Source organism: Stenotrophomonas cyclobalanopsidis (assembly GCF_008710035.1).
Classification (GTDB): Bacteria; Pseudomonadota; Gammaproteobacteria; order Xanthomonadales; family Xanthomonadaceae; genus Stenotrophomonas; species Stenotrophomonas cyclobalanopsidis.
In genome coordinates, this window is the sequence record NZ_VYKI01000005.1 from 138,838 (window position 1) to 164,970 (window position 26,133).

Consider the following 26,133-nt stretch of genomic DNA (forward strand, 5'->3'; position numbering starts at 1 on the left):
CGACTGAGGAAAACGGGCGCGCAAGCGCTCGTTTTTTTTGTAGGCTCGCCACCCAGCGACAGCGGTCAATGCATCAGCCTGTCGTCGCATGGGGTGCATTCCCCTATCCTTCCCCCATGCCTTCGACCCGCTTCCTCGACTCCCTTCAAATCATTCCCGCCACCGACTGGAATGCGCTGCACGACGGCCGCAACCCTTTCGTCAGCCACGCCTTCCTGTCCGGACTGGAAGCCCACGGCTGCCTGCGCGACGACTGGGGCTGGCAGCCGCGGCACTTCACGCTATGGGAGGGCGACAGCCTGATCGGCGCCATCCCCGGCTACCTGAAGACGAACTCCCACGGCGAGTTTGTGTTCGACCATGCCTGGGCCAACGCTTATGCGCGGCATGGTCGCGACTACTACCCGAAGTGGCTGGGCGCGGTGCCGTACTCGCCGGTGACCGGGCCGCGCCTGCTGGCACGTCACGATTCGGACCGGCCTGCGCTGCTGTCAGCACTTCGCGAACAGCTCCCCGGGCTCGACGTGTCCTCGGCGCACATCAATTTCCACACCACCGACGACGACGAAGCCTTCGGCAACGACTGGCTGCTGCGCGAGGACGTGCAGTTCCAGTGGCAGAACACGGGCGACTGGTCCACGTTCGAGCAGTTCCTCGGCGCGATGGACCACAAGCACCGCAAGAACATCCGCCAGGAGCGCGCCAAGGTCGCCCGCCAGGGCATCAGTTTCCGGGTGGTGCATGGCGATGAGGCCAGCCGCGCCGACCTCCAGGCGATGTACCGCTTCTACCTGCAGACCTTCCTCGAGTACGGCAACGCGCCCGCGCTGACCGAGGCGTTCCTGCGCCATCTGGCGATTTCGCTGGGGCGCGGGCTGGTGCTGTTCCTGGCCGAGATGGAGGGCGAGCCGATTGCCGGTGCGCTGTGCCTGCGCGGCGGCGACACGCTTTACGGCCGCTACTGGGGCGGCGCCACCCTGCCCGGCCTGCACTTCGATGCCTGTTACTACCAGGGCATCGAGTATTGCCTGCGCGAGGGACTGATGCGTTTCGAGCCGGGCGCACAGGGCGAGCACAAACTGGCGCGGGGATTCCTGCCCACGCTGGTACGCAGCCGGCACTGGGTGGCCGATGCGGATTTCGCTAAGGCACTGCGGGAGTGGTGCCGGCAGGAACGGCGCGACGTGCGTCGATACCGGCAGGCGGTGATGGGGCACAGCCCGTTCCGCACGGACGGATGACGCGCCAACCAAGGTTGGCACCTACCAAGGGCCCGCCAACCGAGGCATTCGTGCGGGGCCGCGACGACTACAATGCCCGCATGACCCGCCCGCTGCCCTGGCGCCTGGCCGATGCGCCGGACTCGCCCTTTCCGCCAGCCGAGACCGCGCTGCGCAAGCCCGACGGGCTGTTGGCCGTCGGCGGCGACCTGCATCCGCTGCGCCTGCTCAACGCCTACGCCGGTGGCATCTTCCCGTGGTTCAGCGAGGGCGAGCCCATCCTGTGGTGGTCGCCCGATCCGCGCATGGTCTTCCGCACCGATGGCGTGCACCTGTCCAGCCGTTTCCGCCGCCAGCTGCGTGCCAGCACCTGGAATGTGACCGCCGATACTGCTTTCAATCGGGTGATGCGGGCCTGCGCCGCCGCACCCCGCCCGGGCCAGGACGGCACCTGGATCAGCCCGGAGATGGTGGACGCCTACAGCCACCTGCACGATCTCGGCTTTGCCCACTCGTTTGAGGTCTGGGACCAGCAGACGCTGGTTGGCGGCATCTACGGGGTGGCCATCGGCCAGATGTTCTTTGGCGAAAGCATGTTCAGCGGCGCCAGCGGCGGTTCCAAGATCGCCCTGGCGGCGCTGGCCGCGACCCTGCACCGCTGGGGCTGGCCGCTGGTCGATGCCCAGGTGGAAAACCCGCACCTGCTGCGGATGGGGGCTTTTCACCTGCCGCGCGAGGAATTCCTGCAGCATGTCCGCCAGGCCGTGCGCCGGGAGGGCAGTGAAGGCCCATGGACCCGGTCCGTTGGGCGCCTGCCGGCCCGTGGCCTGGCGGGAAATTAACCAGATCTTTGCAAGCTGGACGAAGGACGCGTAAAATACCGCGCCTTAGGCCCAGCGTGGCCGTTTTCTGAACCGCACAGGACTACATGTCGAAAGACGATTCCATCGAGTTCGAGGGCACCGTCAGCGAGACGCTGCCGAACACCACTTTCCGCGTTCGTCTGGAAAATGGGCACGAAATCATCGCCCACATCTCCGGCCGCATGCGCAAGAACTACATCCGCATCCTCACCGGTGACCGGGTCAAGGTTGAAATGACCCCGTACGACCTGACCAAGGGTCGTATCACCTACCGCATGAAGTAAGCGGTCGGCGCTCTGCGCCATCCTGACAAGGCCAGCCTCGCTTGCTGGCCTTTTGTCATGCCTGGAATCCGGCCCTGCCGGAGGTCACCCTGACCGAACACACCGTGGCATCGGTCAGCCCGCCTTGAGGCAGATTCGCATTCGCATCGGTGGTGGCAAGGTGGCACCCGATCCAGTCCGGATCGCCATCCCCTGCCCCGCCATGAACATGCACTCCCTGCCCGCCCTGTTCGCCGCGCTGGCGCTGTCTGCCGGCACCCTCTTGGCGACGCCCGCCCATGCCGCGGATGCTCCGCCGGCCGGAACCGATGCCTGCATCCAGCTGGACAGCGACCTGCAGCTGGTGCGCGCCGGCGCATCACGCAACATCCTGCTGCGTAGTGGACAGGACCATTACGTCGTGTACTTCAAGGATGACTGCAGCAAGGCCGGCTACTCGCGCAGGCTGACGTTCGTGACCGATGGCGAGCAGGGCCAGGTCTGCGGCGCAGGACGCACCGAACTGCGCACCGATGGCGGCAACTGCGCCATCGCCAGCGTCGAGCCGATCGATGCGGCGGTCTTCAAGCAGAAGGCGCGCCAACGCACCCGCTGATGGCAGATACAACAAGGGCGGCCTAAGCCGCCCTTGTCCTGCAACATCCATCAACCCGCGCCCTTAGTCCACCGTTGCCGGCAGCAGGCGCTCCGGTTCGGCGTGGCTCTCGACCACCAGCTCGTCGTCGCGCACGTCGATGCTGACACGACCACCATCGACCAGCTTGCCGAACAGCAGTTCGTCGGCCAGCGGACGCTTGATCTTGTCCTGGATCATGCGCGCCATGGGGCGGGCACCCATCAGCGGGTCGAAGCCGTGGTGGGCCAGCCAGTCGCGCGCGGTCGGGGTGGCCGACAGGCTGACGTGCTTTTCCTGCAGCAGCATTTCCAGCTCGATCAGGAACTTGTCGACCACGCGCAGGATGTGCTCGAAGCCCAGCGGCTGGAACTGCACGACCGCGTCGAGGCGGTTGCGGAACTCCGGCGTGAAGCTGCGGCGGATGGTTTCCATCGCGTCGGTGGCATGGTCCTGCTTGGTGAAACCGATCGACCGCCGCGAAGCCTGCGCCGCGCCGGCATTGGTGGTCATCACCAGCACCACGTTCTTGAAGTTGGCTTCGCGGCCGTTGGTGTCGGTTAGCACGCCGCGGTCCATCACCTGCAACAGGATGTTGAAGATGTCCGGGTGGGCCTTCTCGATTTCGTCCAGCAGCAGCACGCAGTGCGGGGTCTTGACGATTTTCTCGGTCAGCAGGCCGCCCTGGTCGAAGCCGACGTAGCCCGGGGGCGCACCGATCAGACGGCTGATCGAATGCGGCTCCATGTACTCGGACATGTCGAAGCGGACCAGCTCGATGCCCAGCTGCAGCGCCAGCTGCTTGGTCACCTCGGTCTTGCCCACGCCGGTGGGGCCGGCGAACAGGAAGTTGCCGATCGGCTTGTCCGGGTTGCCCAGGCCCGAGCGGGCCAGCTTGATGGCCGAGGCCAGGGTGCCGATGGCCGGGTCCTGCCCGAAGATCACCATCTTCAGGTTGCGCTCCAGGTGCTGCAGCACATCCTTGTCACTGGCAGTGACCTGCTTGGCCGGGATCCGCGCCATCTTGGCGATGATCGCCTCGACTTCCTCGATGTCGATCAGCTCCTTGCGCTCACCTTCAGGCAGCAGGCGCTGGCGTGCGCCGGCCTCATCGATGACATCGATGGCCTTGTCGGGCAGCAGGCGGTCGGCAATGTGCTTCACCGACAGGTCCACCGCAGCCTGCAGCGCCTCGTCCGAATAGGTCACGCCGTGATGGATCTCATACTTGCTCTTCAGGCCCTGCAGGATCTCGTAGGTCTCACCCACGGTGGGTTCGACGATGTCGATCTTCTGGAAGCGCCGCGCCAGGGCACGGTCCTTCTCGAAGATGCCGCGGTATTCCTGGAAGGTGGTCGAGCCGATGCAGCGCAGCTCGCCCGAGGCCAGGGCGGGCTTGATCAGGTTGGAGGCGTCCATGGTGCCGCCCGACGCCGAACCGGCACCGATGATGGTGTGGATCTCGTCGATGAACAGCACCGCGTTGGGCACCTTCTTCAGCGCGGTCAGCACGCCCTTGAGGCGCTTCTCGAAATCGCCGCGGTACTTCGTGCCGGCCACCAGCGCGCCCAGGTCGAGCGAATAGATGACGGCATCGGCCAGCACGTCCGGCACCGAGCCTTCGACGATGCGGCGGGCCAGACCCTCGGCAATGGCGGTCTTGCCCACGCCGGCCTCACCCACGTACAGCGGGTTGTTCTTGCGGCGGCGGCACAGGACCTGGATGGTGCGCTCGATCTCGTCGGAACGGCCGACCAGCGGGTCGATGCGACCGGCACGGGCCTGTTCGTTGAGGTTGCTGGCGAATTCGGTCAGGGCGTCGCCCTTGGGCTCACCGTCCCCGCCTTCCATGCGGCCCTCGCCCTCGGGGGAAGACGGCTGCTCGCCCTCCTCGCCCAGCTTGGCGATGCCATGGGACAGGTAATTGACCACGTCCAGCCGGGTGACGTCCTGCTGGTTGAGGTAATAGACGGCGTGGGAGTCCTTTTCGCCAAAGATGGCGACCAGCACGTTGGCGCCGGTGACCTCCTTCTTGCCCGAGGACTGCACGTGGTACACGGCCCGCTGCAGCACGCGCTGGAAGCCCAGGGTCGGCTGGGTATCGCGACCGTCGTCTTCGGCCAGGCGGGACACGGAGGCCTCGATGGCCTGCTCCAGCTCCTGGCGCAGGCGTTCGGCGTCGGCGCCGCAGGCCTTGAGCACGGCTTGGGCGGACGGGTTGTCGAGCAGTGCCAGCAGCAGGTGTTCGACCGTCATGAATTCATGCCGGGCCTCACGGGCACGCTTGTAGCACTGGCCGATGGTGTGTTCGAGGTCTTTGCTGAACATGGATAACTCCGGCGGCAGATGGGGACAATATGCGGCCTGACTACGCGATTTCCATCACCCTAGCGGATTGCTGCGTTCAGATGGCGTTAGCAGTGCGGATTGCTTGATCATCGTTCACGCCCGGGGAGCCCGCCGGCGCTTCGGCGAACCCTACCCGAGCCACCAGCGATTGCCACGTGATGACTGGCGGGTTGAACGTGAGCACGCAGGCAGGGCCGGACAACAGCCATGGCTGGAACGGTGCGGATTGCCGGAGGCCGTGTAGAGTCGAGCTTGCTCGACTGGCCCCCGAAACAGTCGAGCAAGCTCGACTCTACTCCCTAGCGGAGTCAGGCCTTTTACATCGTGCACAGCAGCGGATGCTGGTTCATGCGCGAGTACTCGTTGACCTGGGCGACCTTGGTCTCGGCCACTTCGCGGGTGAAGACCCCGCAGACACCGCGGCCGCGGGTATGGACGTGCAGCATCACCTGCGTGGCCTTGTCCAGGTCCATGCTGAAGAACTGCTGCAGGACGTCCACCACGAAATCCATCGGGGTGTAGTCGTCGTTGAGGATCATGACCTGGTAGAACGGCGGCGGCGCCACTTCCGGGCGCGCGGGCTCCACGGCAATACCGTGATCGTGATGGGATTCGGGGGAGGACTCGCGGGGCATCCGCACATTATAGAGGGTGCGACGGTCCTGCGTCGGCCCGCCGCGGAATGGACGTCACGCACGGGCGCCGTCACAATCAACGCCTGTCCCCCACGTTTCACAGGATTTTCATGAAAAGGACTCTTCTGCCTGCCCTCCTGTTCGCCCTGGCCGCCGCCGGCAGTGCCGGTGCCGTGGCCGCCACGGAGAGCAGCAAGGCCGACGCCGCCATCGCCCGCCACCTCGAAAAGCTGGGCTACACCTTCGAGGTGGACGAGGACGGCGATTACCAGATGGTGTTCGACGTGGAAGGCGATCGCACCCAGATCGTCTACGTGCGTTCGGCCGTGGAGGACTTCGGGAGCCACAACATCCGTGAGATCTGGTCGCCGGGCTATGTGTCCAAGACCGCACAGTTCCCCGAAGCCGTGGCCAACCGCATGCTGGAAGATTCCCAGGACGCCAAGATGGGCGGCTGGGTGAAGCAGGACAAGACCGCCATGTTCGTGGTGAAGATCGACGCCGATGCCACCACCGACCAGCTCAGCGACGCCATCGATGCGGCCATCCGTACCGCCGATGCGATGGAGCTGGAGCTGACCAAGAAGGACGACCTCTGAGTTGAACGCTGTGCAGGACCCGCGCTGGGCACCGCATGCCACCGTGGCCACCGTGGTGGTCGACGGCGGCCGCGTGTTGCTGGTGGAAGAGACCATTGACGGCCGGCAGGTACTGAACCAGCCCGCCGGCCACCTGGAACCGGGCGAGAGCCTGGCCGCCGCCGCCCTGCGTGAGACCCGCGAGGAAACCGGCTGGACGGTGGAACTGAGCGCCTTCATCGGCTGCTACCAGTGGACCGCGCCTGACGGCACGGCGTTCCTGCGCTTCTGCTACGCCGCCCGCCCGCTCTCGCACGACCCCGAGCAGCCGCTGGATACCGGCATCGACCGCGCCCTGTGGCTGTATCCGGCCGAGCTGCAGGCCGCCGGCCCGCGCCTGCGCAGCCCGCTGGTCTGGCAGGTGGTGGCCGACTTCCTGGCCGGCCAGCGCCATCCGCTTTCCCTGGTCCAGGAGGTCGCATGAGCAGCCCTCGGGTGATGGTCGGCGTGTCCGGCGGCGTGGATTCCTCCGTGGCCGCCTGGCGCCTGGTGCAGCAAGGCGAGGCGGTGGCCGGCCTGTTCATGCAGAACTGGGCCGACGATGGCAGTGGCGACTGCCGCGCCGAGGATGACCGCCGCGATGCGGTGGCCGTCTGCGGCCTGCTCGGCATCCCGTTCCACTTCCGCGATTTTTCAAGCGAGTACTGGCAGGGCGTGTTCGAGCACTTCCTGGCCGAATACGCCGCCGGCCGCACGCCCAACCCGGACGTGCTGTGCAACCGCGAAGTGAAGTTCAAGCATTTCCTGGACGCCGCCCGCGAGCTGGGGGCCGAGCGCATCGCGACCGGCCACTACGCGCGGGTCGCCCAGCGCGGTCAGCAGTGGCTGCTGCTGCGCGGCGCCGACCGGTCCAAGGACCAGAGCTACTTCCTGCACCAGCTGGGGCAGGAACAGCTGGCCGCCACCCTGTTCCCGATTGGCGACCTGGAAAAGAGCGACCTGCGCCGGATCGCCCGCGACGTCAGCCTGCCGACCCATGCCAAGAAGGATTCGACCGGCATCTGCTTCATCGGCGAGCGTGACTTCCGCGAGTTCCTCGGCCGTTACCTGCCGGCGAAGACCGGCCAGATCCTCGACCCGGCCGACGGCAGCGTCATCGCCGAGCACCCGGGCGTGTTCTATTTCACCCTGGGCCAGCGCGAGGGCCTGAACATCGGCGGCGTGCGCGGCCGCCCGGCGGCGCCGTGGTACGTGGTCGGCAAGGACGTGGCCAGCAACGTGCTTTACGTGGACCAGGACCGGGACAGCAAGTGGATGCTGTCCGACCGCCTGCGCTCGGAAACCGCGCACTGGATTGCCGGGGACCCGCCGGCCCGCCGCTTCGAGTGCACCGCCCAGACCCGCTACCGGCAGCCGGACGAGCCGTGTACGGTCGAGGTGCTGGACGATGGCAGCGTGCAGGTGACCTTCGCCCGCCCGCAGCGCGCCGTGACCCCGGGCCAGTCGCTGGTGCTGTATGACGGCGACGTCTGCCTGGGCGGCGCGGTGATCGCCGCTACCGATGCGCCGCTGGAACAGCGCCTGCGCACCACCCCTTCTCCTTTTGAGGTAATCGCTGCATGAGTTTCACTGTCGACGACCGCGTCCTGGCCCTGGCCGGCATTGCCCAGGCCCTGCAGCAGGTACGCCGCATCGCCGATACCGGCCATTCCGACGCCGCAGCGGTACGTACCGCGGTGGACAGCGTGTTCCGCATCGATGCCGCCTCCCCGCAGGAGGTCTTCGGTGACCGCGACGCGCTGAAATCCGGCCTTCGCCTGCTGCACAACTACTTCCGCAACCAGGGCCAGGACCCGATCCTGCCCAAGCTGGCCCTGTCGGTGCTGCAGCTGGAGCGGCGGTTCGTGCAGGACGGCGCCACCGTGAACAAGGTCGCCTCGGGCATCGAGCGTGCCCAGCGCCAGGCCGCCGAGCTGGGCGACAGCGGCCACCCGGACGTGCTGGCCAGCCTGGGCGGCCTGTATGCCGACACCATCAGCCACCTCAAGCCGCGCGTCATGGTGCAGGGCAACCCGCACTACCTGGGCCAGGCCGGGGTGGTGGCCGAGATCCGCGCGCTGCTGCTGGCCGCCGTGCGTGCGGCCGTGCTGTGGCGGCAGCTGGGCGGCAGCTACTGGGACTTCCTGCTCAGCCGCAAGGCGATGACCGAAGCCGTGGACCGGCAGCTGGGCTGAGGTTCGCGCCCCCCGCCGGGCATGACCCGGCGCTACCGTTCAGTCACGCCCTTGGTAGCGCCGGGCCATGCCCGGCGAACGCGTCAGAAATCCGGCGCCTCCAGAAGCCACATCGACGTTAAAGAGAAAGGGGGTACGGCCGATACATCCTCCGTGCACCTCCCGAGAACGTCCATGTACTCACGCATTTTCATCCGCCTGGCCGCCCCCCTGGCCTTGACCCTGCTGCTCCCCTTCGCCATCGGTTTCGAATGGCCGGCCGCCCTGCGTTGGGCGATCCTGACCACGATGACGCTGAGCTGGCTGGGCTTTGCGTGGTGGACCACCCGCGCCCAGGCGCAGCGTTCCCCGGAACATGCCCGTGTCCTGCGTGAGCAGGACCATCTGCTGACCGAACTGCGCAGCTTCGTCGGCAACGAAATCGACGGCTCGCGTGGCGAAGTCGAACGCGCCCGTGACCTGATCCGCCAGGCCGTCTCCAGCCTCGGTGGCAGCTTCGATGCGATGAACCGCAAGTCGCGCCAGCAGAGCCAGGCCCTGTCGCGCATCGTCGACCGCGCCGGTGACGAAGGCAACGCCGGCCTCGACGTCGCCCGCTTCGCCCAGCACGCCAACCACCGCATGGAACAGCTGGTGGAAGCGCTGGAACAGGTGAGCGGCCAGAGCAGCACCACCGTGCAGCACATCGACCAGATGGCCCAGCACCTCGACGGCATCTTCGCCCTGCTGGAAGACGTCAAGTCGATTGCCGACCAGACCAACCTGCTGGCACTGAACGCGGCCATCGAAGCGGCCCGTGCCGGTGAAGCCGGTCGTGGCTTCGCAGTGGTGGCCGACGAAGTGCGCAACCTGTCCGAGCGCTCGACCACCTTCAACGAACAGATCCGGAAGCTGGCCCACAGCTCCAAGGACGCCATCGCCAAGGTGCGCGAGACCGTCTCGCACATGGCCTCGCGTGACATGGACCGCTCCCGCGAAGCACGCCAGGAAGCGGCAGCGATGCTGGACAACGTGGCGCAGATCAATGCCTCGCTGGGCGATGGCATGCGCGAAGTGTCCGAGTGCGCCCGTTCGATCGACGGCAGCGTGGCCGAGGCCGTGCGCGCCCTGCAGTTCGAAGACATCGCCACCCAGGCCCTGGGCGGCGTGCACACCCACCTGGACCGCCTGACTGCGATCAACCGCGAAGCCGTGGCCCTGCAGGAACTGCTGCACCGTAACGGCGGCGTGTTCGACGAAGAGATCGCCACCGCCCTGCAGCGCACCGGCAGCCGCCTGCGCGAACTGCGCAGCGAGTGGGAGCGCCCGCCGCACAAGCCGGTGGCCCAGCAGAACATGGGTGCCGGCACGGTCGAGCTGTTCTGATCCTGATGTCCGCTGCCTGCTCCGGCAGCCCGCAACGCCCCGGTCATTCCGGGGCCTTTGCCTGTTACCTGCCGTTGGATGCCCCCGACCCGCGCATCATGACCCTGATCCGTGCCCTGCCCCCGATCGACCCCACCGAACGCCCTCGCAACCCCAGCGTGCGCGAACAGCTGCAGCAGCTGGAGGCGGTCGCACGCGAGGAGATCGAGGAGCTCAGGCAGCTGGCCGATGCCCGCCCTGCCCCGCCGGCGCCCGCGGGTGAACTGCTGGGGATGGCCTGGGATCTTGGACTGGATGGGGATGCGCTGAAACATCCGTGACGGGCGCCCCGATCCGGCACGACTGATGCCAATTTAGGATTTGTTGCATGGCGTGCGCTTCATGGACGGGACACACTGCCCGGCCCATCTGACGCGGCATCAGCATGACGCTTGACCTGGACGAGGCCCGCGAAGCCTTTGAGCAGTTTCTGATCCTCATGGATGATCAGATTGAGTGGCTCGTCGAACAAGCACGGGACCAAGACATCGTTCTCGACGGCAGCCTGCAGAGCTTTGATTCCTTGGAGAGCCTTTACGCTTCAATGTCTGCGACGTTGACGCAGGACGAACGCGCCGCCCTAAGGGTCGTCTTCGCACGTTATCTTGGCGACAGCGTGAGGGAACTTTACGGAGGCCAGTGGACCCTGCCGCTGGACGACGTCAGGGATATCAGCTTCAACATGCCGGTTATTGTGGGGCATTCAACCTGTCCGTGGCTGGAGTTCAATCCCATCCATACGATGCTTGCCTTCTCACTCCGGCAGGAGTCCGGCATGATCCGACGCGTAGTCGCACACAGTGTAGATCCTCAGATCCTGGACCTGAGCGATCTGGCTGAAGAGGAATGACCTGCAGGAGCAAGGCCATCCTGACATCATCCACGCATGGCGTGGATCTACTCAGACAGTGACGCAGCCGTGGCATGATGCGCCGGTCCCGTTCATGGAAGACCAATGGCCCTCGCCCTGATCGCATTGATGCTGATCGAATTGCTGCTGCTGTTTACGTGGGCGCCAATCTTCTTTCGCACGGGCATCGTTCTGTACAACCAGCGCATTGCCGCGTCACCTGACGATCTGAAGCGCCTTTCGCTGGGCGGGCTGGAACACGACCTGCCAATCGAGAGATGGGCGCGTCTGTCATTCCACACCTTGCCCGATGGCAGCGTGGCATTCCGCGAGAGCTTTGCGCCGGGCTTCGGTGGGCGCTACTTCACGCTGATGCACGGCCGGTTGATTATCGACCGGCGCCGCCGCGAGGTACGGGTTATCGGGCGGTGCAGCTGGTTCGCACTGGTCCTGACCGTGCTGCTGGTACCCATCGTGCTGCTACGCCCGATGGCGTGGCCGATGCTGGTGATTCCGCTGTTGTTCCATATCGGCTACCGCATCCAGCGTCGGCGCTACGCCAACGTGGTTGAGGCCGTGCGCGCGCGGGTGTGGGGGGAATTTCCGTGGCGGTTCATGGACCCGCCGCGGTAGATCCACACCATGCGTGGATGATCGCGAGTGCATGCATCAGTGCCGACCAACGGTCGGCACCCACCAGGGCACGGATCGCTGCCGCCGGGCGTGGCCCGGCGCTACCGGGCCAGGGCGACTTCCGGGATGGCGTGCTGCTGGCGCAGCCACAGCGCGAGATCGCGCGGGCTGAGCGGGCGCGAGTACAGGTAGCCCTGGATCTCGTCGCACCCCTGCCGTCGCAGCATGTCTTCTTCCTGGTGTGTCTCCACGCCTTCGGCCACCACCTTCATGCCCAGCGCATGGCCCAGATGGACGATGGCCTGGGTCACTTCGGCCGTGCCCGTGTCATGCAGCATGCCCTGCACGAAGCTGCGGTCGATCTTCAGGCGGCCCACTGGGAAACGGTTGAGATAGTGGAGGTTGGAGAAGCCGGTGCCGAAGTCATCCACCGCCAGCGGCACGCCATGGCGTTCCAGCACGTCGAAGCAGTGGCGCAGGATGTCGGTGTCACGGATCAACGCCGATTCGGTCAGTTCCAGCTCGAGCCGCTGCGGCGGCCAGCCATGGGCGTGGCAGATCTCGATCACGCGCTCGGCGAACCCGCGATCACGGAGCTGCACCGCCGATACGTTCACCGCAATGCGCTCGAAACGCAGGCCGGCACGATCCCACGCTGCCGCCTGGCGGCAGGCTTCGGACAGCACCCAATCGCCGATGCGCACGATCTCACCGCACTTCTCGGCAATGGGAATGAACTCGGCCGGGCTGCAGTAGCCCACGCCGGGGCGATGCCAGCGCAGCAGCGCTTCGATCGCCGGCGGTTCACCATGGTGGGCATGCAGCAGCGGCTGGTAGGCCAGGCTGAACTCCTCACGCTCGATGGCGCCGTGCAGGCCGTGCTCGATCTCCAGCCGGCGCTGGATGCGCGCCAAGGCATCCTGGCTGTAGTACTGATACGTGTTGCGACCGGCTTCCTTGGCCGCGTACATCGCCGCGTCGGCGGCACGCAGCAGCGAGTCGAAATCGGTCTGGCTGTCGCCCAGCATGGCGATGCCCACGCTGGCGCCGACCTTCAGGGTGGTGTCGCCACGGCGCAGCGGCTCGGCCAGCGAGCCGATCAGCTTGCGCGCCACGTGGCCGGCATCCTCCGGCTCGGCCAGGTCGCGCAGCACCACGATGAATTCGTCGCCGCTGAAGCGGCCGAAAAGATCGTTGTTGCGCAGGTTCTGGTGCAGGCGGGTGGCGGCGGCCTTCAGCAGCGCATCGCCGGTGGCGTGGCCGAAGCTGTCGTTGATGTTCTTGAAGCCATCGAGGTCGATGAACAGCATCGCCAGCGAGGTGCCGCGGTCGTGGGCCTCCTCGATGGCCTCGGCGGTCTGCTCGCCCAGCAGCACGCGGTTGGGCAGGCCGGTCAGCAGGTCGTAGTGGGCCAGCAGCTCGATGCGTTCGTTGGCTTCGCGCTCGCGGGTGATGTCACGGAACAGGACCACGAAGCGCGGCGGCAGGCCGTCGCGACGATCCAGTTCAATCAACACCTGCACCCACACGCGCAGGCCGGACTGGCGGTAGAAGCACAGATCCAGCTGTTCGGGCAGGCCACCACCGGCGATACGCATCAGCGCCGCCTCGAAGTGCGCGCGCGAATCCTCGGTGTACAGCGCCAGCGCCTGGTCCAGGGTGATCGGCTCCTTGCGCAGGCCGTGGATGGGGTAGCACTCCTCGGTCCACTGCATATGCCGGGTGCTGACCTCGATCTCGCAGCCACCGATGCGGCCCAGCGCGGACACGCGGTTGAGCAGTTCGGTGCGCCAGCGGATCAGCGCATCGGTCTGGTGCTGTTCGGTGATGTTCTGCACCTGGCCCAGCAGGCGCTTGGGATGGCCATCCATGTCCAGCAATGGCTGCATCCACAGGCGCAGGTGCTGTGATGGCTCGCTGCCACGGGTCAGTTCAAGTTCCAGATTGGCAGCGCGGCCGTCACGCCACAGCCGGCGCCAGGCAGCGCGCAGCGCGCCGCGCGAACGCGGGTGCAGCTGCTTCAGCCAGCGGCGCTGGCCGGGCACTTCGCCGGGTTCCAAGGCCAGCAGCGAGCGCAGCTCGGGCGACCACCAGAACCGGTGGTTGGTCGGGTCGAACGACCAGCTGCCCATGCTGGCGATGCGCTGGGCCTCGCTCAGGTGCAGCTGCTGTTCCTGCAGCAGCGCTTCCAGCTGCTTCTGCTGCTCGATATCGGTGTGCGTGCCGACCATGCGCAGCGGCTGGCCATCGGCGGTGCGGGCGACCACGCGGCCGCGGTCGAGGACCCAGCGCCACTGGCCATCCTCCTGGCGGAAGCGGAACTGGGCGCTGTACTGCTCGCTGTGGCCGCGCAGGTGCTCGTCCAGCGCCGCACGCATGTCGGCCAGGTCATCGCTGTGGACCCGGGACATGATGTTGTTGGCGGTCTCGTCCACCAGCGAAGGCGTCCGTACCACCCGGTCGCTGGGAATGTCCCAGTCCCACAGGCTGTGGCCGGCGCTTTCCAGCGCCAGCTCCCGTCGGTCGCCGGCATCGACCGGCACAGGCTCGGGCACGCTGAGGGTGAAGGCCAGCAGGTTGCCGCTGCCATCGTGCACGGCGCGCAGGTAGCCGTCGTAGTGGCCGCGCGGACCACCCGGCAGGGTGCAGGCGACGATGCCGCCGTCGGCCGCCAGCAGGCGCAGGTCCTCCAGCATCGGCGCGTAGGCGGCCACCGTCGCCGGCAGGCCGTGTTCGCGCGCGGCCGGGTTGGCTGCAAGCGGACGGCCGCCACGGTCGACGATGACCAGCGCCGAGGCAAGCGGGTGCTGCAGCAGGCTGGCGATGATCCCTTGGTCCACGCGATGTTGCTCCGGAATGGCGCGCCCGACAGCGGGGCACGCAGTGGTTAACGGCGCGTCCGGCGGATAATTGAGTGCCTGGACGCGGCCGCGCGTTACTATGACTGGCGCCCCCTCCCCCTGCCCTGTCCATGCCCGCAGAACCGACCGGCACCGCCCCCGCTCCCGACCCGCAGATGGCGAAGGCGCTGGGTCGTGACCGCCGTCGGGTGGTGCTGACCTATCTGATGCTGGCGCTGGCCTGGATGATCACCACCGATGGCGCCATGGCGGCACTGATGTCGGACCCGCGGCAGCTGGCGTTCTGGCAGACCGTGAAAGACGCCTTCTTCGCCTTTGCCAGCGCCGGCCTGCTGTACCTGCTGCTGCGCCCCCTGGCCGAGCACGTGCTGCGCACCCATGCGCGCCTGCAGGGCTCGGAGCTGCGCCTGCGGCAGATGTTCGAGGGCAACCCCGGGCCGATCCTGGTCTACGACCTGGACAGCCTGGCCATCCTCGACGCCAACCCGGCCGCCTGCCTGGCCTTCGGCTGGGAACGCGAGGCGCTGCTGGAGCAGACCATCGACGTGTTGTGGCCACCCGGCGACCGGCTGATCCTGCAGAACAAGCTGGAGGCGATCCGCGAGGCCCCCGAGCAGATCTGCGTGCTGCGCACCCCGCTGCAGCTGCGCGATGGCAGCGTGCGGCAGATGGAACTGCGCTCGAACGCGATCGGCTACGACGGCCACAACGCCCGCCTGCTGATCGCCATCGACCGCACTGCCGAGGATCTGGCCCAGCTGCGCCGCGACCAGGCCCTGGCCCGCGTGGAAGAGGCACACGAACTGGCCCGCATCGGCGCCTGGGAGCTGGACCCGTCCAGCGGCCTCGGCCGCTACTCCAGCCAGGTGTACCGTTTGCTGGGCCGGCGCCCGCCCGAAGCACGGCGCTGGCATCGTTTCGATGAGCTGCTGGTGCCGGCCGACCCGACCACGGCCGCGCAGACCGAGCAGCTGCTGGCCGAACTGTACACCGACCCCAAGCTGCAGGTGGATGTGCTGCTGCCGGTGCTGTCGATGGATGGCCGCACCCTGATGGTGCACCTGCGCGCGGCCAGCGGCACGGACGAGGCCGGTCGCGAGCGGGTGCTCGGCACCCTGCAGGATGTGACCGAGCGCGAGCAGTCGCGACGCCTGCTGCGTGAGCGCGAGGAGCAGTTCCGCGAGCTGGTGCGGGTGCTCCCCGACGGCGTGGTGATCCTGTCCGACGAGCACGTGCTGTATGCCAACGCCTGGGCCGCGGCCCTGTTCGGCTATGGCAGCCAGACCCTGCTGGGCGAGCCGCTGGATGCACTGGTGGACCCGGCGGAGCTGGACCGGGTGCGCCTGCAGCTGCGCGCCGGTCAGCCGCAGCACAGCCCCGGGCACAACAGCGTGGTGGTGATGCAGCGCGCCGATGGCCGCCGCTTCCACGCCGGCCTGGCGGTGGGCGAGGTGCGCTACGGCGGCCGCGACTGCAAGCTGCTGATCGTGCGTGACCTGAGCGAATCCGAACGCACGCGCACCGCGCTGGAAACCAGCAACCGCGAACTGCAGGCCATGGCCGGCCGCCTGTTCTCGCTACAGGAAGACGAGCGCCGCGCCATCTCGCGCGACCTGCACGATGACATCGGCCAGGCCATCACCGCCATCAAGCTTTCCGCCTACGCCGCGCAGGATGAAGCAGACGCACGACGCCGCAGCGAAGATCTGGCGCAGATCGTCAGCCTGGCCGACACCACGGTGGCCAAGTTGCGCGACATCTCCACCCTGCTGCGCCCGCCGCAGCTGGACGCTCTGGGCCTGGAGGCGGCCCTGAGCTGGCAGGCGCGGGTGCTGTTCCGATCCTCGCCGGTGGAGCTGCTGGCCGAGATCGACACCCTGCCCGCGCGCCCGGACAACAGCATCGAACAGGCCTGTTTCCGCATCGCTCAGGAAAGCCTGACCAACGTGCTGCGCCACGCCCGTGCCAGCCAGGTGCAGCTGCAGCTGCGCGATATCGAGCAGCGCGGCCTGCACCTGCTGATCCGCGATGACGGCGAGGGTTTCGACCCGGACGGCCCGCGCGGCCTGGGCCTGATCGTGATGCGCGAACGTGCGCAGAGCGTCGGCGGCAACGTCCGCATCGAGTCGGCGCATGGCGCCGGTACGCTCGTCGACGTCCATCTTCCTTACCAGGCGGTCACTGCGACCGCCGCTGATTCCCCGGAACACTGAGCCATGTGGAACCCCAACATGCCCCCTGTCAGCATCGACGACGCCCCCGATCGCTTGGGCGCCGGCAACCCCGAGCTGCAGGCCATGGTCACCGAAGCCGCCTCCGGCGGCACGCCGCTGATGCTGATGCACGTGGATATCGACCACTTCGCATCGGTCAACGAGAACATGAGCGCCGAGGTCGGCGACCAGGCCCTGGTACTGGTCGGGCAGCGCCTGCAGTCCTACCTGCGCGGCCGCGGCAAGCTGTGGCGCCACGGCAGCGATGAGTTCCTGCTGGCCGTGCCGCGCACCGCCGACCTGCCCCTGCCGGAAGACTTCGCCGAAGAGATCCGCCAGCAGATGGAGCTGCCGCTGTCGGTGCTGCCGTACACACTCTTCATGACCGGCAAGCTGGGCGTGAGCCTGTGCCCGGAGCACGCCAGCAACGCCTCCCGCCTGCTCGACCACGCCGAAGATGCGCTGTACCAGGCCGCCCGAGAAGGCGGCAATGCGGTGCGCATCCACGCGGTGGACACCCCGCCGAGCGCGCACAGCGAGAGCATCATCGCCCGCCAGATCGTCGATGCGATCCCCAATGGCGAACTGAAGCTGCGCTACCAGCCGCTGGTCAGCGCCCGCGATGGGCACGTGGTGGGCATGGAGGCGCTGCTGCGCTGGCAGTCGCCGACCCTTGGCATGCTGGTACCGGAGCGCTTCATGCGCACCGCCGAGCGCCTGGGCATCATCGTGCAGATCGGCACCTGGGTGCTGGAAGGCGCGCTGAAACAGGCGCGGCTGTGGCGCGACCAGGGCTTCGATGACTTCACCATCGCCGTGAACGTGTCGACCCTGCAGCTGCTGCGTCCGAACTTCTTCGCCGAGGTGATGGGACTGATCCAGGCCGCGGGCGTGCCGGCGCAGATGCTGACGCTGGAGATCAACGAAAGCGCGCTGACCAACAACGTCAACTTCGTCCACGAGACCCTGGCCAATCTGCGCAACGAAGGCATCAGCCTGAGCCTGGACAACTTCGGCACCGGTGATTCCAGCCTCAGCGCGCTGGTGCGCTACCCGGTGGACAAGCTGAAGATCGACCGCAGTTTCATCAAGAGCGCACCAGCCGGCAACCGCGAGGCCGCCATCGCCCGCGCGATCATCGCGATGGGCCACCAGCTGGGCATGACGGTGATTGCCAACGGCGTGGAATCGCAGGCACAGCTGGGCTTCCTGCGTCGCAACGACTGCGACGTGTTCCAGGGCTACCTGTTTGGCGAGCCGATGTCGGCCGATGCCGCCGGCATGACCCTGCGCCGCCGCTACCTGCGCCCGGAAGCCTTCGCCGAGACCCGCCCGGACCGCACCCTGCTGCTGCTGGACGACGAGGAGAACGTGCTGCGTTCGCTGGTGCGCCTGTTCCGTCGCGATGGCTACCGCATCCTGGCCGCCGGCAACGTGCGCGATGCGTTCGACCTGTTGGCGATCAACGACGTGCAGGTGATCCTGTCCGACCAGCGCATGAGCGACATGAGCGGCACCGAGTTCCTCGGCCGGGTGAAGATGCTGTACCCGGATACGATCCGCCTGGTGCTGTCCGGCTACACCGATCTGAACACGGTGACCGATGCAATCAACCGCGGCGCGATCTACCGCTTCCTGACCAAACCCTGGAACGACGATGAGCTGCGCAAGCACATCCACCAGGCGTTCCGCACGTACGAGGAACAGCGGCGCAGCAATGCGGGGCCGACGGCGGTGGAAGCGGCGGATGCAGGCGAGGAACGCTCGCCGCTGCGGTGAGGGAAGCCGCCGGGCATGGCCCGGCGCTACCATTGTGTGTGGGTAGCGCCGGGCCATGCCCGGCGGATCCGGTCAGCGCGGCTGCTTGATCGGCAGCACCACGCGGAAGCGCGAGCCGACGCCGGGCGTGCTGTCCAGGTCGATGCGGCCGTGGTGCTTGTTGATGATGCTGTAGGAGATCGACAGGCCCAGGCCGGTGCCGCTGCCCACCGGCTTGGTGGTGAAGAACGGATCGAAGATGCGCTGGCGCAGTTCCGGCGAAATACCGCCGCCGGTGTCCTCGAACTCCACCCAGACCGTGTCGCCGTCCACGCCGGTGCGCACGGTGATGGTGCCGCGCTCGGCAATGGCATGGCCGGCATTGAGCAGCAGGTTCATGTAGACCTGGTTGAGCTCCGAAGGCAGGCACTCCACCAACGGCAGCTGGCCGAACTCGCGGTGCAGGGTGACCTTGTACTTGAGCTCGTTCCAGATGATGTTGATGGTCGATTCCAGGCCGGAATGCAGGTCCACCAGCTTCCACGACTCGTCGCGGCCGGAATACGAGAAGTCCTTCAGGTCGCGCACGATGCGGGTCACCCGCTCGATGCCCTCGCGCGATTCGGCCATCAGCTGCGGCAGGTCGCGACTGATGAAATCGATGTCCAGGCGGTCACGGATATCGTCGATTTCCGGGATCAGCGCCTTCGGGTCCGGTGCGCGCAGGGCCCGCTCGTACGCTTCGATGACGGTGAACAGACTGCGCAGGTATTCCTGCAGGCTGCCGAGGTTGGAGTGCACGTAGCCGATCGGGTTGTTGATCTCGTGCGCCACGCCGGCGGCGAGCTGGCCGATGGAGGCCATCTTTTCCGACTGCAGCAGCTTTTCCTGGGTGCCGTTGAGGCGCAGGTACGCCTGGCGCAGTTCGGCATGGCGCTGCTGCAGCTCGCGCTCGTAGTCTTCCTGCCCCTCGATGGGGCGGAACAGAGCCAGATAGTGGCCGCTGCCCGGCTGGCCGTGGTGGTAGAGGTGGGCGATGACCACGCCCTCGCCGACCGGCAGGCTGCCGTTCCACTGCCCGTGCAGGCGGGCCTGCTCCAGTGCGTCCGGCGGCAACAGCTCACGCAGGCGCTGTGGCGCAGGGCCGGTGGTCTCGTTGCTGCCCAGCAGATTCTGTGCGGCCGGATTGGCCAGGGCGACCTGCCCGTCTTCGGTGAACAGCAGCATGCCTTCGCGCAGGCGCTCTAGCAGTGCCTGCAGCACCGGCTGCGGCGGAAGGGGGGCGGTAACCAGGGCGTTGGCGGCGGACACGGCGACTCGGGGGCTTGCGAACAGGCGCCCAATATACGCGCTGCCGCGCCAGCGCAGCAGCCCACCGGCTGCCGCCGGCGGCCGGTGGATCGATCAGGCGACGGCCAGTGGCCGGCGTGCGTTGACCGTGTGGGCCTGGCCCTTGGCGTCGTACGAGGAGGATGCCTCGGTGCGGCCGAGCTGGCGCAGTGCCCAGTCCACCTCGCGGCGGCGGCGCGACAACAGCACGCCATTGGCGCGGTTGCGCTCGGCCAGCGCCTGCAGCTGCTCGCCCTCACCCACCGGCGGGGTGGAGTCCAGGGCGCGCAGTGCTTCCAGCTTGGCGCCGGTCGCGCGGATCAGCGCGTGCACATCGTGCTCGACCAGGGCCTGATGCTCGACATCCAGGGCCTGGGCAAGTCGCTGAAGATGTTCACTCATCGCCGCGGTCATCCCTGCAGCTGCTGGTCCAGTTCGAGCATGCGCGATGCGATCGCGTCCGGATTGATCTTGTAGCTGCCGCTCTGCAGCGACTCGCGCACGGCGGCGACACGCTGGGTGTCGATGGCCGGGGCGGTGCTCAGCTCACGCTCGAGCGCCTGCAGGTTGGTGGCCTCGCCGGTCAGGCGCAGGCTGTCCGCGGCCTCCACCGGGCGCGCCGGCGCATCGCCGCTGACGCCGGGCTTGGTGGCCGGGGTCGTCACGCTGCGCAGTGCCTGGGGGACCTGCAGGTTGCCGTCGATTTTCTGGCTCATGGGGTGTCCTGGAGTTGCCGTTCACAAGGGATAACGGCCGCTGGGCCGTGATCTTTAGGGAAATCTCTTACTTTTTCAACGCGCCACAATTACGTCACCATGGGCGTCCACGGTCCCCTGCACGATGCGGCGGGAGGACAGGTTCTCAACGGAGACACGGTCGTTCTCGCCCGCATCGCCCATCGCCCGGCCGGCAATGCGCACCTCGACCGAACCGCGCCGCGACACCAGGGCCACGTTGTCTCCTCGCTTGATGAGACGTTCGGTGACCAGGTCGTTGGCCGACAGCAGGCTTCCAGCCTGCAGGGGCCGACGGGCAATGCGACCGACTGCCGCAGCGGGGTCGGACAGCACGGCTCCTGCGATCCGTGCGGCATCACGCTGGGCAGTGCTGATATCGGCCGCAGCCAGGGTTTCTCCAGTGGCAATGCCACGGGTGAGGACCAATACGGCCTGGTTGTGTCGCACCTTCACCGGCACGAACAGGCGCCAGCCGCCGGCATCGGGGCAGCTGACCTCCACCGTGGTGTTGGCGGTGGGCTGCACCTGCAGGGCCGACCCGCAGCGCGGCAGGCGCATTGCATCGGCCACCACGGCCTCGCCCTCGGCGCCTGCTGGCAGGGTCGACAGCGCCGCCGTGCGGATGCTGGCGACCGGCTGCCAGTCGGTGGCTGCCGCCCATGGCGAGGCAAGCGCCAGAGCGATGGCCAATAGAGATGCGATCCGGCGCATGGCGCCTCCTGTTCGGCGAGACCTGGCCGGGTGCGTGCAAGTGGCGTGCCAGCGGGCGGGATGCGTCCTTGGTGGGGGCGACCGCTTTTAAATAGCGATCCCGGTCGACTAACAGTCGACTCTACCAATCAGGCAGTCGACCAACGGTCGACTCTACGATGCAGATACGCCTCAAGTTTGGCCGCCCCCACGCCGATACAGCAGCCATGTCCCATGACCTGCTCAACCGGATCGACCAGCGGACCCGACTGGCCGGCCACAATCGCCTGGCGCTGCTGCTGTTCCGTCTCGGCGGACGTCAGCTTTTTGGCGTCAACGTCTTCAAGGTGCAGGAAGTCCTGCGCCGCCCGGAGCTGTTCCAGGTGCCCGGCCTGCCCGGCCAGTTCGCCGGCGTGGCCGACGTGCGGGGCCGCTCGGTGCCGGTGCTGGATCTGGGCCTGGCCATCGGCCACCCCGAGCGTGAGCCGGACGCGGACACCGCCCCCGGCTACCTGGTGGTGACCGAGTTCAACCGCTCGATCCAGGGCTTCCTGGTGAGCGGGGTCGAGCGCATCGTCAACATCGCGGTGGAGGACATCCACCCGCCGCCGGAGCTGGGCGCCGAGTCGAGCTACCTGACCGCGGTGACCCGCTTCCAGGGCGAGCTGATCCAGGTGATCGACGTGGAAAGCGTGCTGGCCGACATCGCCCAGGTGCGTGGGGAGGCTGTGCTGGACCCGGCCATGGCCATGCCGGCCGACGCCCCGCAGCTGCAGGTGCTGGTGGTGGACGATTCGCGCGTGGCCCGCCAGCAGATCCGCAGCGTGCTGGACCAGCTGGGGGTGGGCGCCACCCTGCTGTCCGATGGCAAGCAGGCGCTGGACCACCTGCTGCAGATCCACGCCTCTGGCGAAAACCCCGCCGACCGCTACGCCATGGTGATCTCTGACATCGAGATGCCCGCCATGGACGGGTATACGCTGACGACGGAAATCCGGCGCCACGCTGGCCTGTCCGGGCTGTATGTGCTGCTGCACACCTCCCTGTCCGGCGTATTCAACAATGCGATGGTGGAGCGCGTGGGCGCCAACGCCTTCGTGGCCAAGTACTCGCCGCACGAGCTGGCCGACTTCGTGCTGGACCGCCTGCGCAAGGTGGCGATGGCGGCGTAAGGCCGCCCCACGCGCCCCCGCCGGGCATGGCCCGGCGCTACCGCAACATCCCGCACCCCCGGGTAGCGCCAGGCCAGGCCCGGCGGCCCCCACGCCTTTGGCACACCCCTTGCAGCTTCCCGGGCATCGTTCCCGTGGGAGTGCACCGTGCGCAACCTGATTACCGATTACCTGGGCGTGCATGCCCAGGCCATGCCGTTGCGCGAACAGCGGATGAAGCTGATCGCCAGCAACCTCGGCAATGCCGACACTCCCGGCTACAAGGCCCAGGACCTGGACTTCGACGCCGCCCTGCGCAATGCCCAGGGGCTGGACGCCAACGGCCTGATGACCACCACGAACGAGCAGCACTACGAGATCAGTAGTGGCCTGAACCCGTTCCAGGTGGCCCGCGAGGGCGTGCAGCCCAGCCTGGACGGCAACACCGTCGACCCCGATGCCGAGCGTGCCGCCTATGGCCGCGCCGCGCTGGAATATCGTGCCTCGCTCAGCTTCGTCGAGAGCAAGGTCCGTTCCATGCTCACCGCGATCACGGGGCAGTAAGCCATGAGCAACCTGCCGATCTTCGATATCGCCGGCTCCGCACTGCAGGCGCAGTCGGTGCGCATGAGCACTATCGCCTCCAACCTGTCCAACGCCGACAGCATCGCCGGCTCGGCCGACGCGGTCTACAAGCCGCTGGAGCCGATCTTCCAGGCCGTGACCAGCAAGACCGATCCGAACATCACCTCGGTGAAGGTCAAGGAAATCACCCAGAGCGATGCGGCGCCGATCAAGCGCTACGAGCCCGGCCATCCGCTGGCCGATGCCGATGGCTACATCTACCAGCCCGACGTCGATCCGGTGGCGCAGATGGTCAACCTGATCTCGACCTCGCGTAATTACCAGGCGGGCGTGGAGATGTTGACCACCGCCAAGGAACTGGCCCTGGCCACCCTGACCATGGGCCGCTGAGGCGCGCCCGCGAGGACCACCGCATGACCACCGTCACCACCCAGACCAACCAGGACGTCTACGCCGCACTCGGCCTGAATGCCCCCAACAGCACCAACACCAAGAAGAAGAACACGCTCGACCAGGCCGACTTCCTGCGCCTGATGACCGAGCAGCTGCAGCACCAGGATCCGCTGAAGCCCATGGACAACACGCAGATGGTCGCGCAGATGGCGCAGATGTCCACCGTGCAGGGCATCACCGACCTCAACACCTCGGTGAAGGGCTTCCAGGAATCGATGGCCAGTGACCAGGTTCTGCGTGGCGCGGCGCTGGTCGGCCATGAAGTGCTGGTGCCGTCTGAGAAGCTGGTACTCGAAGCGGAAGGCGATGTCACTGGCACCGTCGCTGCACCGGCCGCCGGCATCGTCACCGTCGATGTCACCGATGCCAACGGCAGCAAGGTCACCTCGATCAGTGTCGAGGCCAGCGCCGCCGGTGAGGTCGCATTCAAGTGGGACGGCAAGGACGCCAATGGCAAGCGCATGGAACCGGGCAAGTACTCCATCGTCGCCAACCACGTCGACACCGCAGGCACCAGCACCAAGCTCTCCACGTACGTGCAGGCACCAGTCGAAAGCGTGACCGTTGGTTCCGATGGCCTGTACCTGAACCTCAAGGGCCTGGGCACGGCCCCGATCGATTACGTGCTCCGCGTCAGCTGAGCCGCACCCCCGCATTCACCAGGAGCAATCCCATGGGCTTCAATGTATCGCTGTCCGGCATCAACGCCGCCAATACCGACCTGAGCGTCACGGCCAACAACGTCGCCAACGTCAACACGGTCGGCTTCAAGCAGTCGCGTGCCGAGTTCGCCGATCTGTTCGCCGCCACCAGCTACGGCCTGTCCAACAGCCAGACCGGCTCCGGTGTACGCGTCACCAATGTGGCCCAGCAGTTCATCCAGGGCAACAACGACCAGACGGGCCGCAGCCTGGACATGGCCATTTCCGGTGAGGGCTTCTTCACCATGAACATGAACGGCGCACGCGTCTATTCGCGCGCCGGCAACTTCCAGACCGACTCGGCCGGTTATGTGGTCAACCCGCAGGGCGCACGCCTGCAGGTGTTCGCGCCCAACGCCGATGGCACCAGCTTCGACGCCGGCCGCCTGGTCGACCTGCAGCTGCTGACCACCGACAGTCCGCCCAAGCAGACCAGCGAAGTGAAGGTGGGCTTCACCCTGCCCGCCAACGCCAAGGAGCCGACGGTCGCCGATTTCGACCCGACCGATTCCAACAGCTACAACCAGTCCAGCGGCGGCATCACCGTCTATGACTCGCTGGGCGTCAGCCACATCCAGGTGTCGTACTTCGTCAAGGACGCCGCAACCAACGCCTGGACCGTGCACAACTACGTCGATGGCGAGCCGGCCGGCACGCCGACGGCAATCGCGTTCGACAACAGCGGCAAGCTCACCACCCCGACCAATGGCAAGGTCAGCCTGGGCACGTTCACGCCGACCACGGGCGCGGGCGAACTGAACATGACCCTGGACATCAGCGGCTCGACCCAGTACGGAGAAAAGTTCGCCCTGCGCAACACGCAGCAGGACGGCTATGCGGCCGGCAAGCTCAACGAAATCACCGTCTCCGACAGCGGCGTGGTGTATGCACGCTATTCCAACGGCGATGACAAGCCGCTGGGCCAGGTCGCCCTGACCAGCTTCAACAACACCCAGGGCCTGGCGCAGAAGGGCAACAACCTGTGGGTGGAGACCTTCGAATCGGGCACGCCGCGCACCGCGGCGCCGGACAGCTCCAACCTCGGCAAGATCCAGGCGGGCGCGCTGGAAGCATCGACCGTGGACCTGACCGAGCAGCTGGTGAACATGATCACCGCGCAGCGCAACTTCCAGGCCAACGCGCAGATGATCACCACGCAGGACCAGATCACCCAGACCGTCATCAACATCCGTTGATGACCTGCTGACCCTGTCACGGAACGCCCCCCCATGGATAAAGCCCTTTACGTTGCGATGACCGGCGCCCGCGCCTCCCTGCAGGCGCAGGGAACGCTCAGCCACAACCTCGCCAACTCGGACACCCCCGGCTTCAAGGAAGCGCTGGCCAACACCGAAGCCTTCCCGATCCGTGGCCAGGGCTTTGCCTCGCGGGTCGATGCGCTGCACGTCGACGCCGGCTTCAACCGCACCGCCGGCGCGCAGCACATCACCGGCAAGCCGCTGGACCTGTCGCTGCAGACCGGTACCTGGCTGGCCGTACAGGCTACCGACGGCAGCGAGGCCTACACCCGTGGCGCCGCGCTGTCGGTCACGCCGAACGGCCAGCTGGTGACCTCCAGCGGCCGCCCGGTGCTGGACGACAACAACAACCCGATTGCGATCCCGCCGTACCAGGCGATGGAAGTGGGCAACGACGGCACGATCTCGATCATCCCGCAGGGCGAAGGCCCGCAGACGATGGCGATGATCGGCCGCATCAAGATCGTGCAGGCCGCCGACGATCGCCTCGAGCGTCGTCTCGATGGCCTGTTCGCCAACACCGATCCGCAGCAGCCGTTCGCCCAGGCACAGGGCCCGACGGTACACAGCGGCCAGCTGGAAGGCAGCAACGTCGATGCCGCCGGCGCGCTGGTGCAGATGATCCAGCTGCAGCGCCAGTACGAAATGCAGGTGCAGGTAATCAAGCACGGCGACGAGAACGCGCGCAGCGCCAACAGTCTGCTGCGACTGGGCGGCTGACGGAATTCCGGCA

General features: G+C 67.1%; 27 protein-coding genes. 20 read left to right on the plus strand and 7 right to left on the minus strand.

Annotated elements, in window-relative coordinates; genetic code table 11:
* The first annotated feature begins 116 nt into the window (after positions 1-116).
* From FJU31_RS06195 to FJU31_RS06210, 4 genes are all read left to right on the plus strand, one after another.
* On the plus strand, positions 117-1,241 hold the full coding sequence (locus tag FJU31_RS06195; RefSeq protein WP_150453961.1) for a GNAT family N-acetyltransferase: 1,125 nt from the start codon (positions 117-119) through the stop codon (positions 1,239-1,241).
* Positions 1,242-1,321: 80 nt separating this feature from the next.
* Positions 1,322-2,062 carry a leucyl/phenylalanyl-tRNA--protein transferase gene (gene aat / locus FJU31_RS06200; RefSeq protein WP_150453962.1) on the plus strand — a complete coding sequence of 247 codons (741 nt, stop codon included), beginning with the start codon at positions 1,322-1,324 and terminating at the stop codon, positions 2,060-2,062.
* 86 nt (positions 2,063-2,148) lie between these two features.
* On the plus strand, positions 2,149-2,367 hold the full coding sequence (gene infA / locus FJU31_RS06205) for a translation initiation factor IF-1 (RefSeq protein ID WP_005409596.1): 219 nt from the start codon (positions 2,149-2,151) through the stop codon (positions 2,365-2,367).
* A gap of 202 nt (positions 2,368-2,569) precedes the next feature.
* Positions 2,570-2,962: a hypothetical protein gene (locus FJU31_RS06210; protein ID WP_150453963.1), complete on the plus strand. Its 393-nt coding sequence runs from the start codon at positions 2,570-2,572 to the stop codon at positions 2,960-2,962.
* Between the two features lie 63 nt (positions 2,963-3,025).
* Here the strand turns inward: FJU31_RS06210 and clpA are convergent, their stop codons facing one another.
* The gene (gene clpA, locus FJU31_RS06215; RefSeq protein WP_150453964.1) at positions 3,026-5,308 is read right to left on the minus strand and encodes an ATP-dependent Clp protease ATP-binding subunit ClpA; all 2,283 of its coding nucleotides are present in this window, start codon (positions 5,306-5,308) and stop codon (positions 3,026-3,028) included.
* 338 nt (positions 5,309-5,646) lie between these two features.
* The gene (gene clpS, locus FJU31_RS06220; protein WP_150453965.1) at positions 5,647-5,964 is read right to left on the minus strand and encodes an ATP-dependent Clp protease adapter ClpS; all 318 of its coding nucleotides are present in this window, start codon (positions 5,962-5,964) and stop codon (positions 5,647-5,649) included.
* A gap of 110 nt (positions 5,965-6,074) precedes the next feature.
* On the opposite strand from clpS, the gene FJU31_RS06225 reads away from it, so the two are divergent.
* From FJU31_RS06225 to FJU31_RS06260, 8 genes are all read left to right on the plus strand, one after another.
* Positions 6,075-6,563, plus strand: coding sequence for a hypothetical protein (locus FJU31_RS06225; protein WP_150453966.1), 489 nt, complete (start codon positions 6,075-6,077; stop codon positions 6,561-6,563).
* A 1-nt stretch (position 6,564) separates the two neighbouring features.
* Positions 6,565-7,026 (plus strand): NUDIX hydrolase, encoded by a 462-nt coding sequence (locus FJU31_RS06230; protein ID WP_150453967.1) that lies wholly within the window; start codon positions 6,565-6,567, stop codon positions 7,024-7,026.
* Entirely contained in the window at positions 7,023-8,165 is a 1,143-nt protein-coding gene (mnmA, locus tag FJU31_RS06235; RefSeq protein ID WP_150453968.1) for a tRNA 2-thiouridine(34) synthase MnmA, read from the plus strand. Before FJU31_RS06230 ends, mnmA begins: the two co-directional genes overlap by 4 nt.
* On the plus strand, positions 8,162-8,776 hold the full coding sequence (hflD, locus tag FJU31_RS06240) for a high frequency lysogenization protein HflD (protein WP_150453969.1): 615 nt from the start codon (positions 8,162-8,164) through the stop codon (positions 8,774-8,776). The genes mnmA and hflD overlap by 4 nt, the downstream gene beginning before the upstream one ends.
* A 174-nt stretch (positions 8,777-8,950) precedes the next feature.
* Positions 8,951-10,141 (plus strand): methyl-accepting chemotaxis protein, encoded by a 1,191-nt coding sequence (locus FJU31_RS06245; RefSeq protein ID WP_150453970.1) that lies wholly within the window; start codon positions 8,951-8,953, stop codon positions 10,139-10,141.
* A gap of 98 nt (positions 10,142-10,239) precedes the next feature.
* Entirely contained in the window at positions 10,240-10,461 is a 222-nt protein-coding gene (locus tag FJU31_RS06250) for a hypothetical protein (protein WP_150453971.1), read from the plus strand.
* 104 nt (positions 10,462-10,565) lie between these two features.
* The gene (locus FJU31_RS06255; protein ID WP_150453972.1) at positions 10,566-11,030 is read left to right on the plus strand and encodes a hypothetical protein; all 465 of its coding nucleotides are present in this window, start codon (positions 10,566-10,568) and stop codon (positions 11,028-11,030) included.
* A gap of 105 nt (positions 11,031-11,135) precedes the next feature.
* On the plus strand, positions 11,136-11,663 hold the full coding sequence (locus FJU31_RS06260) for a hypothetical protein (protein ID WP_150453973.1): 528 nt from the start codon (positions 11,136-11,138) through the stop codon (positions 11,661-11,663).
* A 101-nt stretch (positions 11,664-11,764) separates the two neighbouring features.
* Here FJU31_RS06260 and FJU31_RS06265 read toward each other — a convergent pair whose 3' ends face one another.
* Positions 11,765-14,503 carry a bifunctional diguanylate cyclase/phosphodiesterase gene (locus tag FJU31_RS06265; RefSeq protein WP_150453974.1) on the minus strand — a complete coding sequence of 913 codons (2,739 nt, stop codon included), beginning with the start codon at positions 14,501-14,503 and terminating at the stop codon, positions 11,765-11,767.
* 131 nt (positions 14,504-14,634) lie between these two features.
* On the opposite strand from FJU31_RS06265, the gene FJU31_RS06270 reads away from it, so the two are divergent.
* Both FJU31_RS06270 and FJU31_RS06275 read left to right on the plus strand, forming a co-directional pair.
* Positions 14,635-16,737, plus strand: coding sequence for a sensor histidine kinase (locus FJU31_RS06270; RefSeq protein ID WP_150453975.1), 2,103 nt, complete (start codon positions 14,635-14,637; stop codon positions 16,735-16,737).
* A 3-nt stretch (positions 16,738-16,740) separates the two neighbouring features.
* Positions 16,741-18,516 (plus strand): EAL domain-containing protein, encoded by a 1,776-nt coding sequence (locus tag FJU31_RS06275; protein WP_150453976.1) that lies wholly within the window; start codon positions 16,741-16,743, stop codon positions 18,514-18,516.
* A 72-nt stretch (positions 18,517-18,588) separates the two neighbouring features.
* Here FJU31_RS06275 and FJU31_RS06280 read toward each other — a convergent pair whose 3' ends face one another.
* The 4 genes from FJU31_RS06280 to flgA form a co-directional block, all read right to left on the minus strand.
* Positions 18,589-19,806 carry an ATP-binding protein gene (locus FJU31_RS06280; RefSeq protein WP_150453977.1) on the minus strand — a complete coding sequence of 406 codons (1,218 nt, stop codon included), beginning with the start codon at positions 19,804-19,806 and terminating at the stop codon, positions 18,589-18,591.
* 93 nt (positions 19,807-19,899) lie between these two features.
* On the minus strand, positions 19,900-20,238 hold the full coding sequence (locus FJU31_RS06285) for a flagellar protein FlgN (protein ID WP_108768821.1): 339 nt from the start codon (positions 20,236-20,238) through the stop codon (positions 19,900-19,902).
* On the minus strand, positions 20,235-20,540 hold the full coding sequence (gene flgM / locus FJU31_RS06290; RefSeq protein WP_150453978.1) for a flagellar biosynthesis anti-sigma factor FlgM: 306 nt from the start codon (positions 20,538-20,540) through the stop codon (positions 20,235-20,237). Before flgM ends, FJU31_RS06285 begins: the two co-directional genes overlap by 4 nt.
* A gap of 75 nt (positions 20,541-20,615) precedes the next feature.
* Positions 20,616-21,272, minus strand: coding sequence for a flagellar basal body P-ring formation chaperone FlgA (gene flgA, locus FJU31_RS06295; protein ID WP_150453979.1), 657 nt, complete (start codon positions 21,270-21,272; stop codon positions 20,616-20,618).
* A 206-nt stretch (positions 21,273-21,478) separates the two neighbouring features.
* On the opposite strand from flgA, the gene FJU31_RS06300 reads away from it, so the two are divergent.
* The 6 genes from FJU31_RS06300 to FJU31_RS06325 all read left to right on the plus strand — a co-directional run bounded on the left by FJU31_RS06300 (position 21,479) and on the right by FJU31_RS06325 (position 26,120).
* Positions 21,479-22,423, plus strand: a complete 945-nt coding sequence (locus tag FJU31_RS06300) for a chemotaxis protein (RefSeq protein WP_089241055.1) — start codon at positions 21,479-21,481, stop codon at positions 22,421-22,423.
* A gap of 147 nt (positions 22,424-22,570) precedes the next feature.
* Positions 22,571-22,966, plus strand: a complete 396-nt coding sequence (gene flgB, locus FJU31_RS06305; protein ID WP_108765130.1) for a flagellar basal body rod protein FlgB — start codon at positions 22,571-22,573, stop codon at positions 22,964-22,966.
* Positions 22,967-22,969: 3 nt separating this feature from the next.
* Positions 22,970-23,377: a flagellar basal body rod protein FlgC gene (flgC, locus tag FJU31_RS06310; RefSeq protein ID WP_079221843.1), complete on the plus strand. Its 408-nt coding sequence runs from the start codon at positions 22,970-22,972 to the stop codon at positions 23,375-23,377.
* Positions 23,378-23,400: 23 nt separating this feature from the next.
* The gene (locus FJU31_RS06315; protein WP_150453980.1) at positions 23,401-24,081 is read left to right on the plus strand and encodes a flagellar hook assembly protein FlgD; all 681 of its coding nucleotides are present in this window, start codon (positions 23,401-23,403) and stop codon (positions 24,079-24,081) included.
* A 32-nt stretch (positions 24,082-24,113) separates the two neighbouring features.
* Complete coding sequence (gene flgE, locus FJU31_RS06320; RefSeq protein WP_150453981.1) at positions 24,114-25,337, plus strand: flagellar hook protein FlgE; 1,224 nt, start codon at positions 24,114-24,116, stop codon at positions 25,335-25,337.
* Positions 25,338-25,370: 33 nt separating this feature from the next.
* On the plus strand, positions 25,371-26,120 hold the full coding sequence (locus tag FJU31_RS06325; RefSeq protein ID WP_108768817.1) for a flagellar basal body rod protein FlgF: 750 nt from the start codon (positions 25,371-25,373) through the stop codon (positions 26,118-26,120).
* The last annotated feature ends 13 nt before the right edge of the window (positions 26,121-26,133 follow it).

Bases quoted from the DNA above. Each gene is read 5' to 3' on its own strand.
- FJU31_RS06195 (WP_150453961.1), top strand. From the start codon at position 117: ATGCCTTCGACCCGCTTCCTCGACTCCCTTCAAATCATTCCCGCCACC.
- aat (WP_150453962.1), top strand. From the start codon at position 1,322: ATGACCCGCCCGCTGCCCTGGCGCCTGGCCGATGCGCCGGACTCGCCC.
- infA (WP_005409596.1), top strand. From the start codon at position 2,149: ATGTCGAAAGACGATTCCATCGAGTTCGAGGGCACCGTCAGCGAGACG.
- FJU31_RS06210 (WP_150453963.1), top strand. From the start codon at position 2,570: ATGAACATGCACTCCCTGCCCGCCCTGTTCGCCGCGCTGGCGCTGTCT.
- clpA (WP_150453964.1), bottom strand. From the start codon at position 5,308: ATGTTCAGCAAAGACCTCGAACACACCATCGGCCAGTGCTACAAGCGT.
- clpS (WP_150453965.1), bottom strand. From the start codon at position 5,964: ATGCCCCGCGAGTCCTCCCCCGAATCCCATCACGATCACGGTATTGCC.
- FJU31_RS06225 (WP_150453966.1), top strand. From the start codon at position 6,075: ATGAAAAGGACTCTTCTGCCTGCCCTCCTGTTCGCCCTGGCCGCCGCC.
- mnmA (WP_150453968.1), top strand. From the start codon at position 7,023: ATGAGCAGCCCTCGGGTGATGGTCGGCGTGTCCGGCGGCGTGGATTCC.
- hflD (WP_150453969.1), top strand. From the start codon at position 8,162: ATGAGTTTCACTGTCGACGACCGCGTCCTGGCCCTGGCCGGCATTGCC.
- FJU31_RS06245 (WP_150453970.1), top strand. From the start codon at position 8,951: ATGTACTCACGCATTTTCATCCGCCTGGCCGCCCCCCTGGCCTTGACC.
- FJU31_RS06250 (WP_150453971.1), top strand. From the start codon at position 10,240: ATGACCCTGATCCGTGCCCTGCCCCCGATCGACCCCACCGAACGCCCT.
- FJU31_RS06255 (WP_150453972.1), top strand. From the start codon at position 10,566: ATGACGCTTGACCTGGACGAGGCCCGCGAAGCCTTTGAGCAGTTTCTG.
- FJU31_RS06260 (WP_150453973.1), top strand. From the start codon at position 11,136: ATGGCCCTCGCCCTGATCGCATTGATGCTGATCGAATTGCTGCTGCTG.
- FJU31_RS06270 (WP_150453975.1), top strand. From the start codon at position 14,635: ATGCCCGCAGAACCGACCGGCACCGCCCCCGCTCCCGACCCGCAGATG.
- FJU31_RS06275 (WP_150453976.1), top strand. From the start codon at position 16,741: ATGTGGAACCCCAACATGCCCCCTGTCAGCATCGACGACGCCCCCGAT.
- FJU31_RS06285 (WP_108768821.1), bottom strand. From the start codon at position 20,238: ATGACCGCGGCGATGAGTGAACATCTTCAGCGACTTGCCCAGGCCCTG.
- flgM (WP_150453978.1), bottom strand. From the start codon at position 20,540: ATGAGCCAGAAAATCGACGGCAACCTGCAGGTCCCCCAGGCACTGCGC.
- flgA (WP_150453979.1), bottom strand. From the start codon at position 21,272: ATGCGCCGGATCGCATCTCTATTGGCCATCGCTCTGGCGCTTGCCTCG.
- FJU31_RS06300 (WP_089241055.1), top strand. From the start codon at position 21,479: ATGTCCCATGACCTGCTCAACCGGATCGACCAGCGGACCCGACTGGCC.
- flgC (WP_079221843.1), top strand. From the start codon at position 22,970: ATGAGCAACCTGCCGATCTTCGATATCGCCGGCTCCGCACTGCAGGCG.
- FJU31_RS06315 (WP_150453980.1), top strand. From the start codon at position 23,401: ATGACCACCGTCACCACCCAGACCAACCAGGACGTCTACGCCGCACTC.
- flgE (WP_150453981.1), top strand. From the start codon at position 24,114: ATGGGCTTCAATGTATCGCTGTCCGGCATCAACGCCGCCAATACCGAC.
- FJU31_RS06325 (WP_108768817.1), top strand. From the start codon at position 25,371: ATGGATAAAGCCCTTTACGTTGCGATGACCGGCGCCCGCGCCTCCCTG.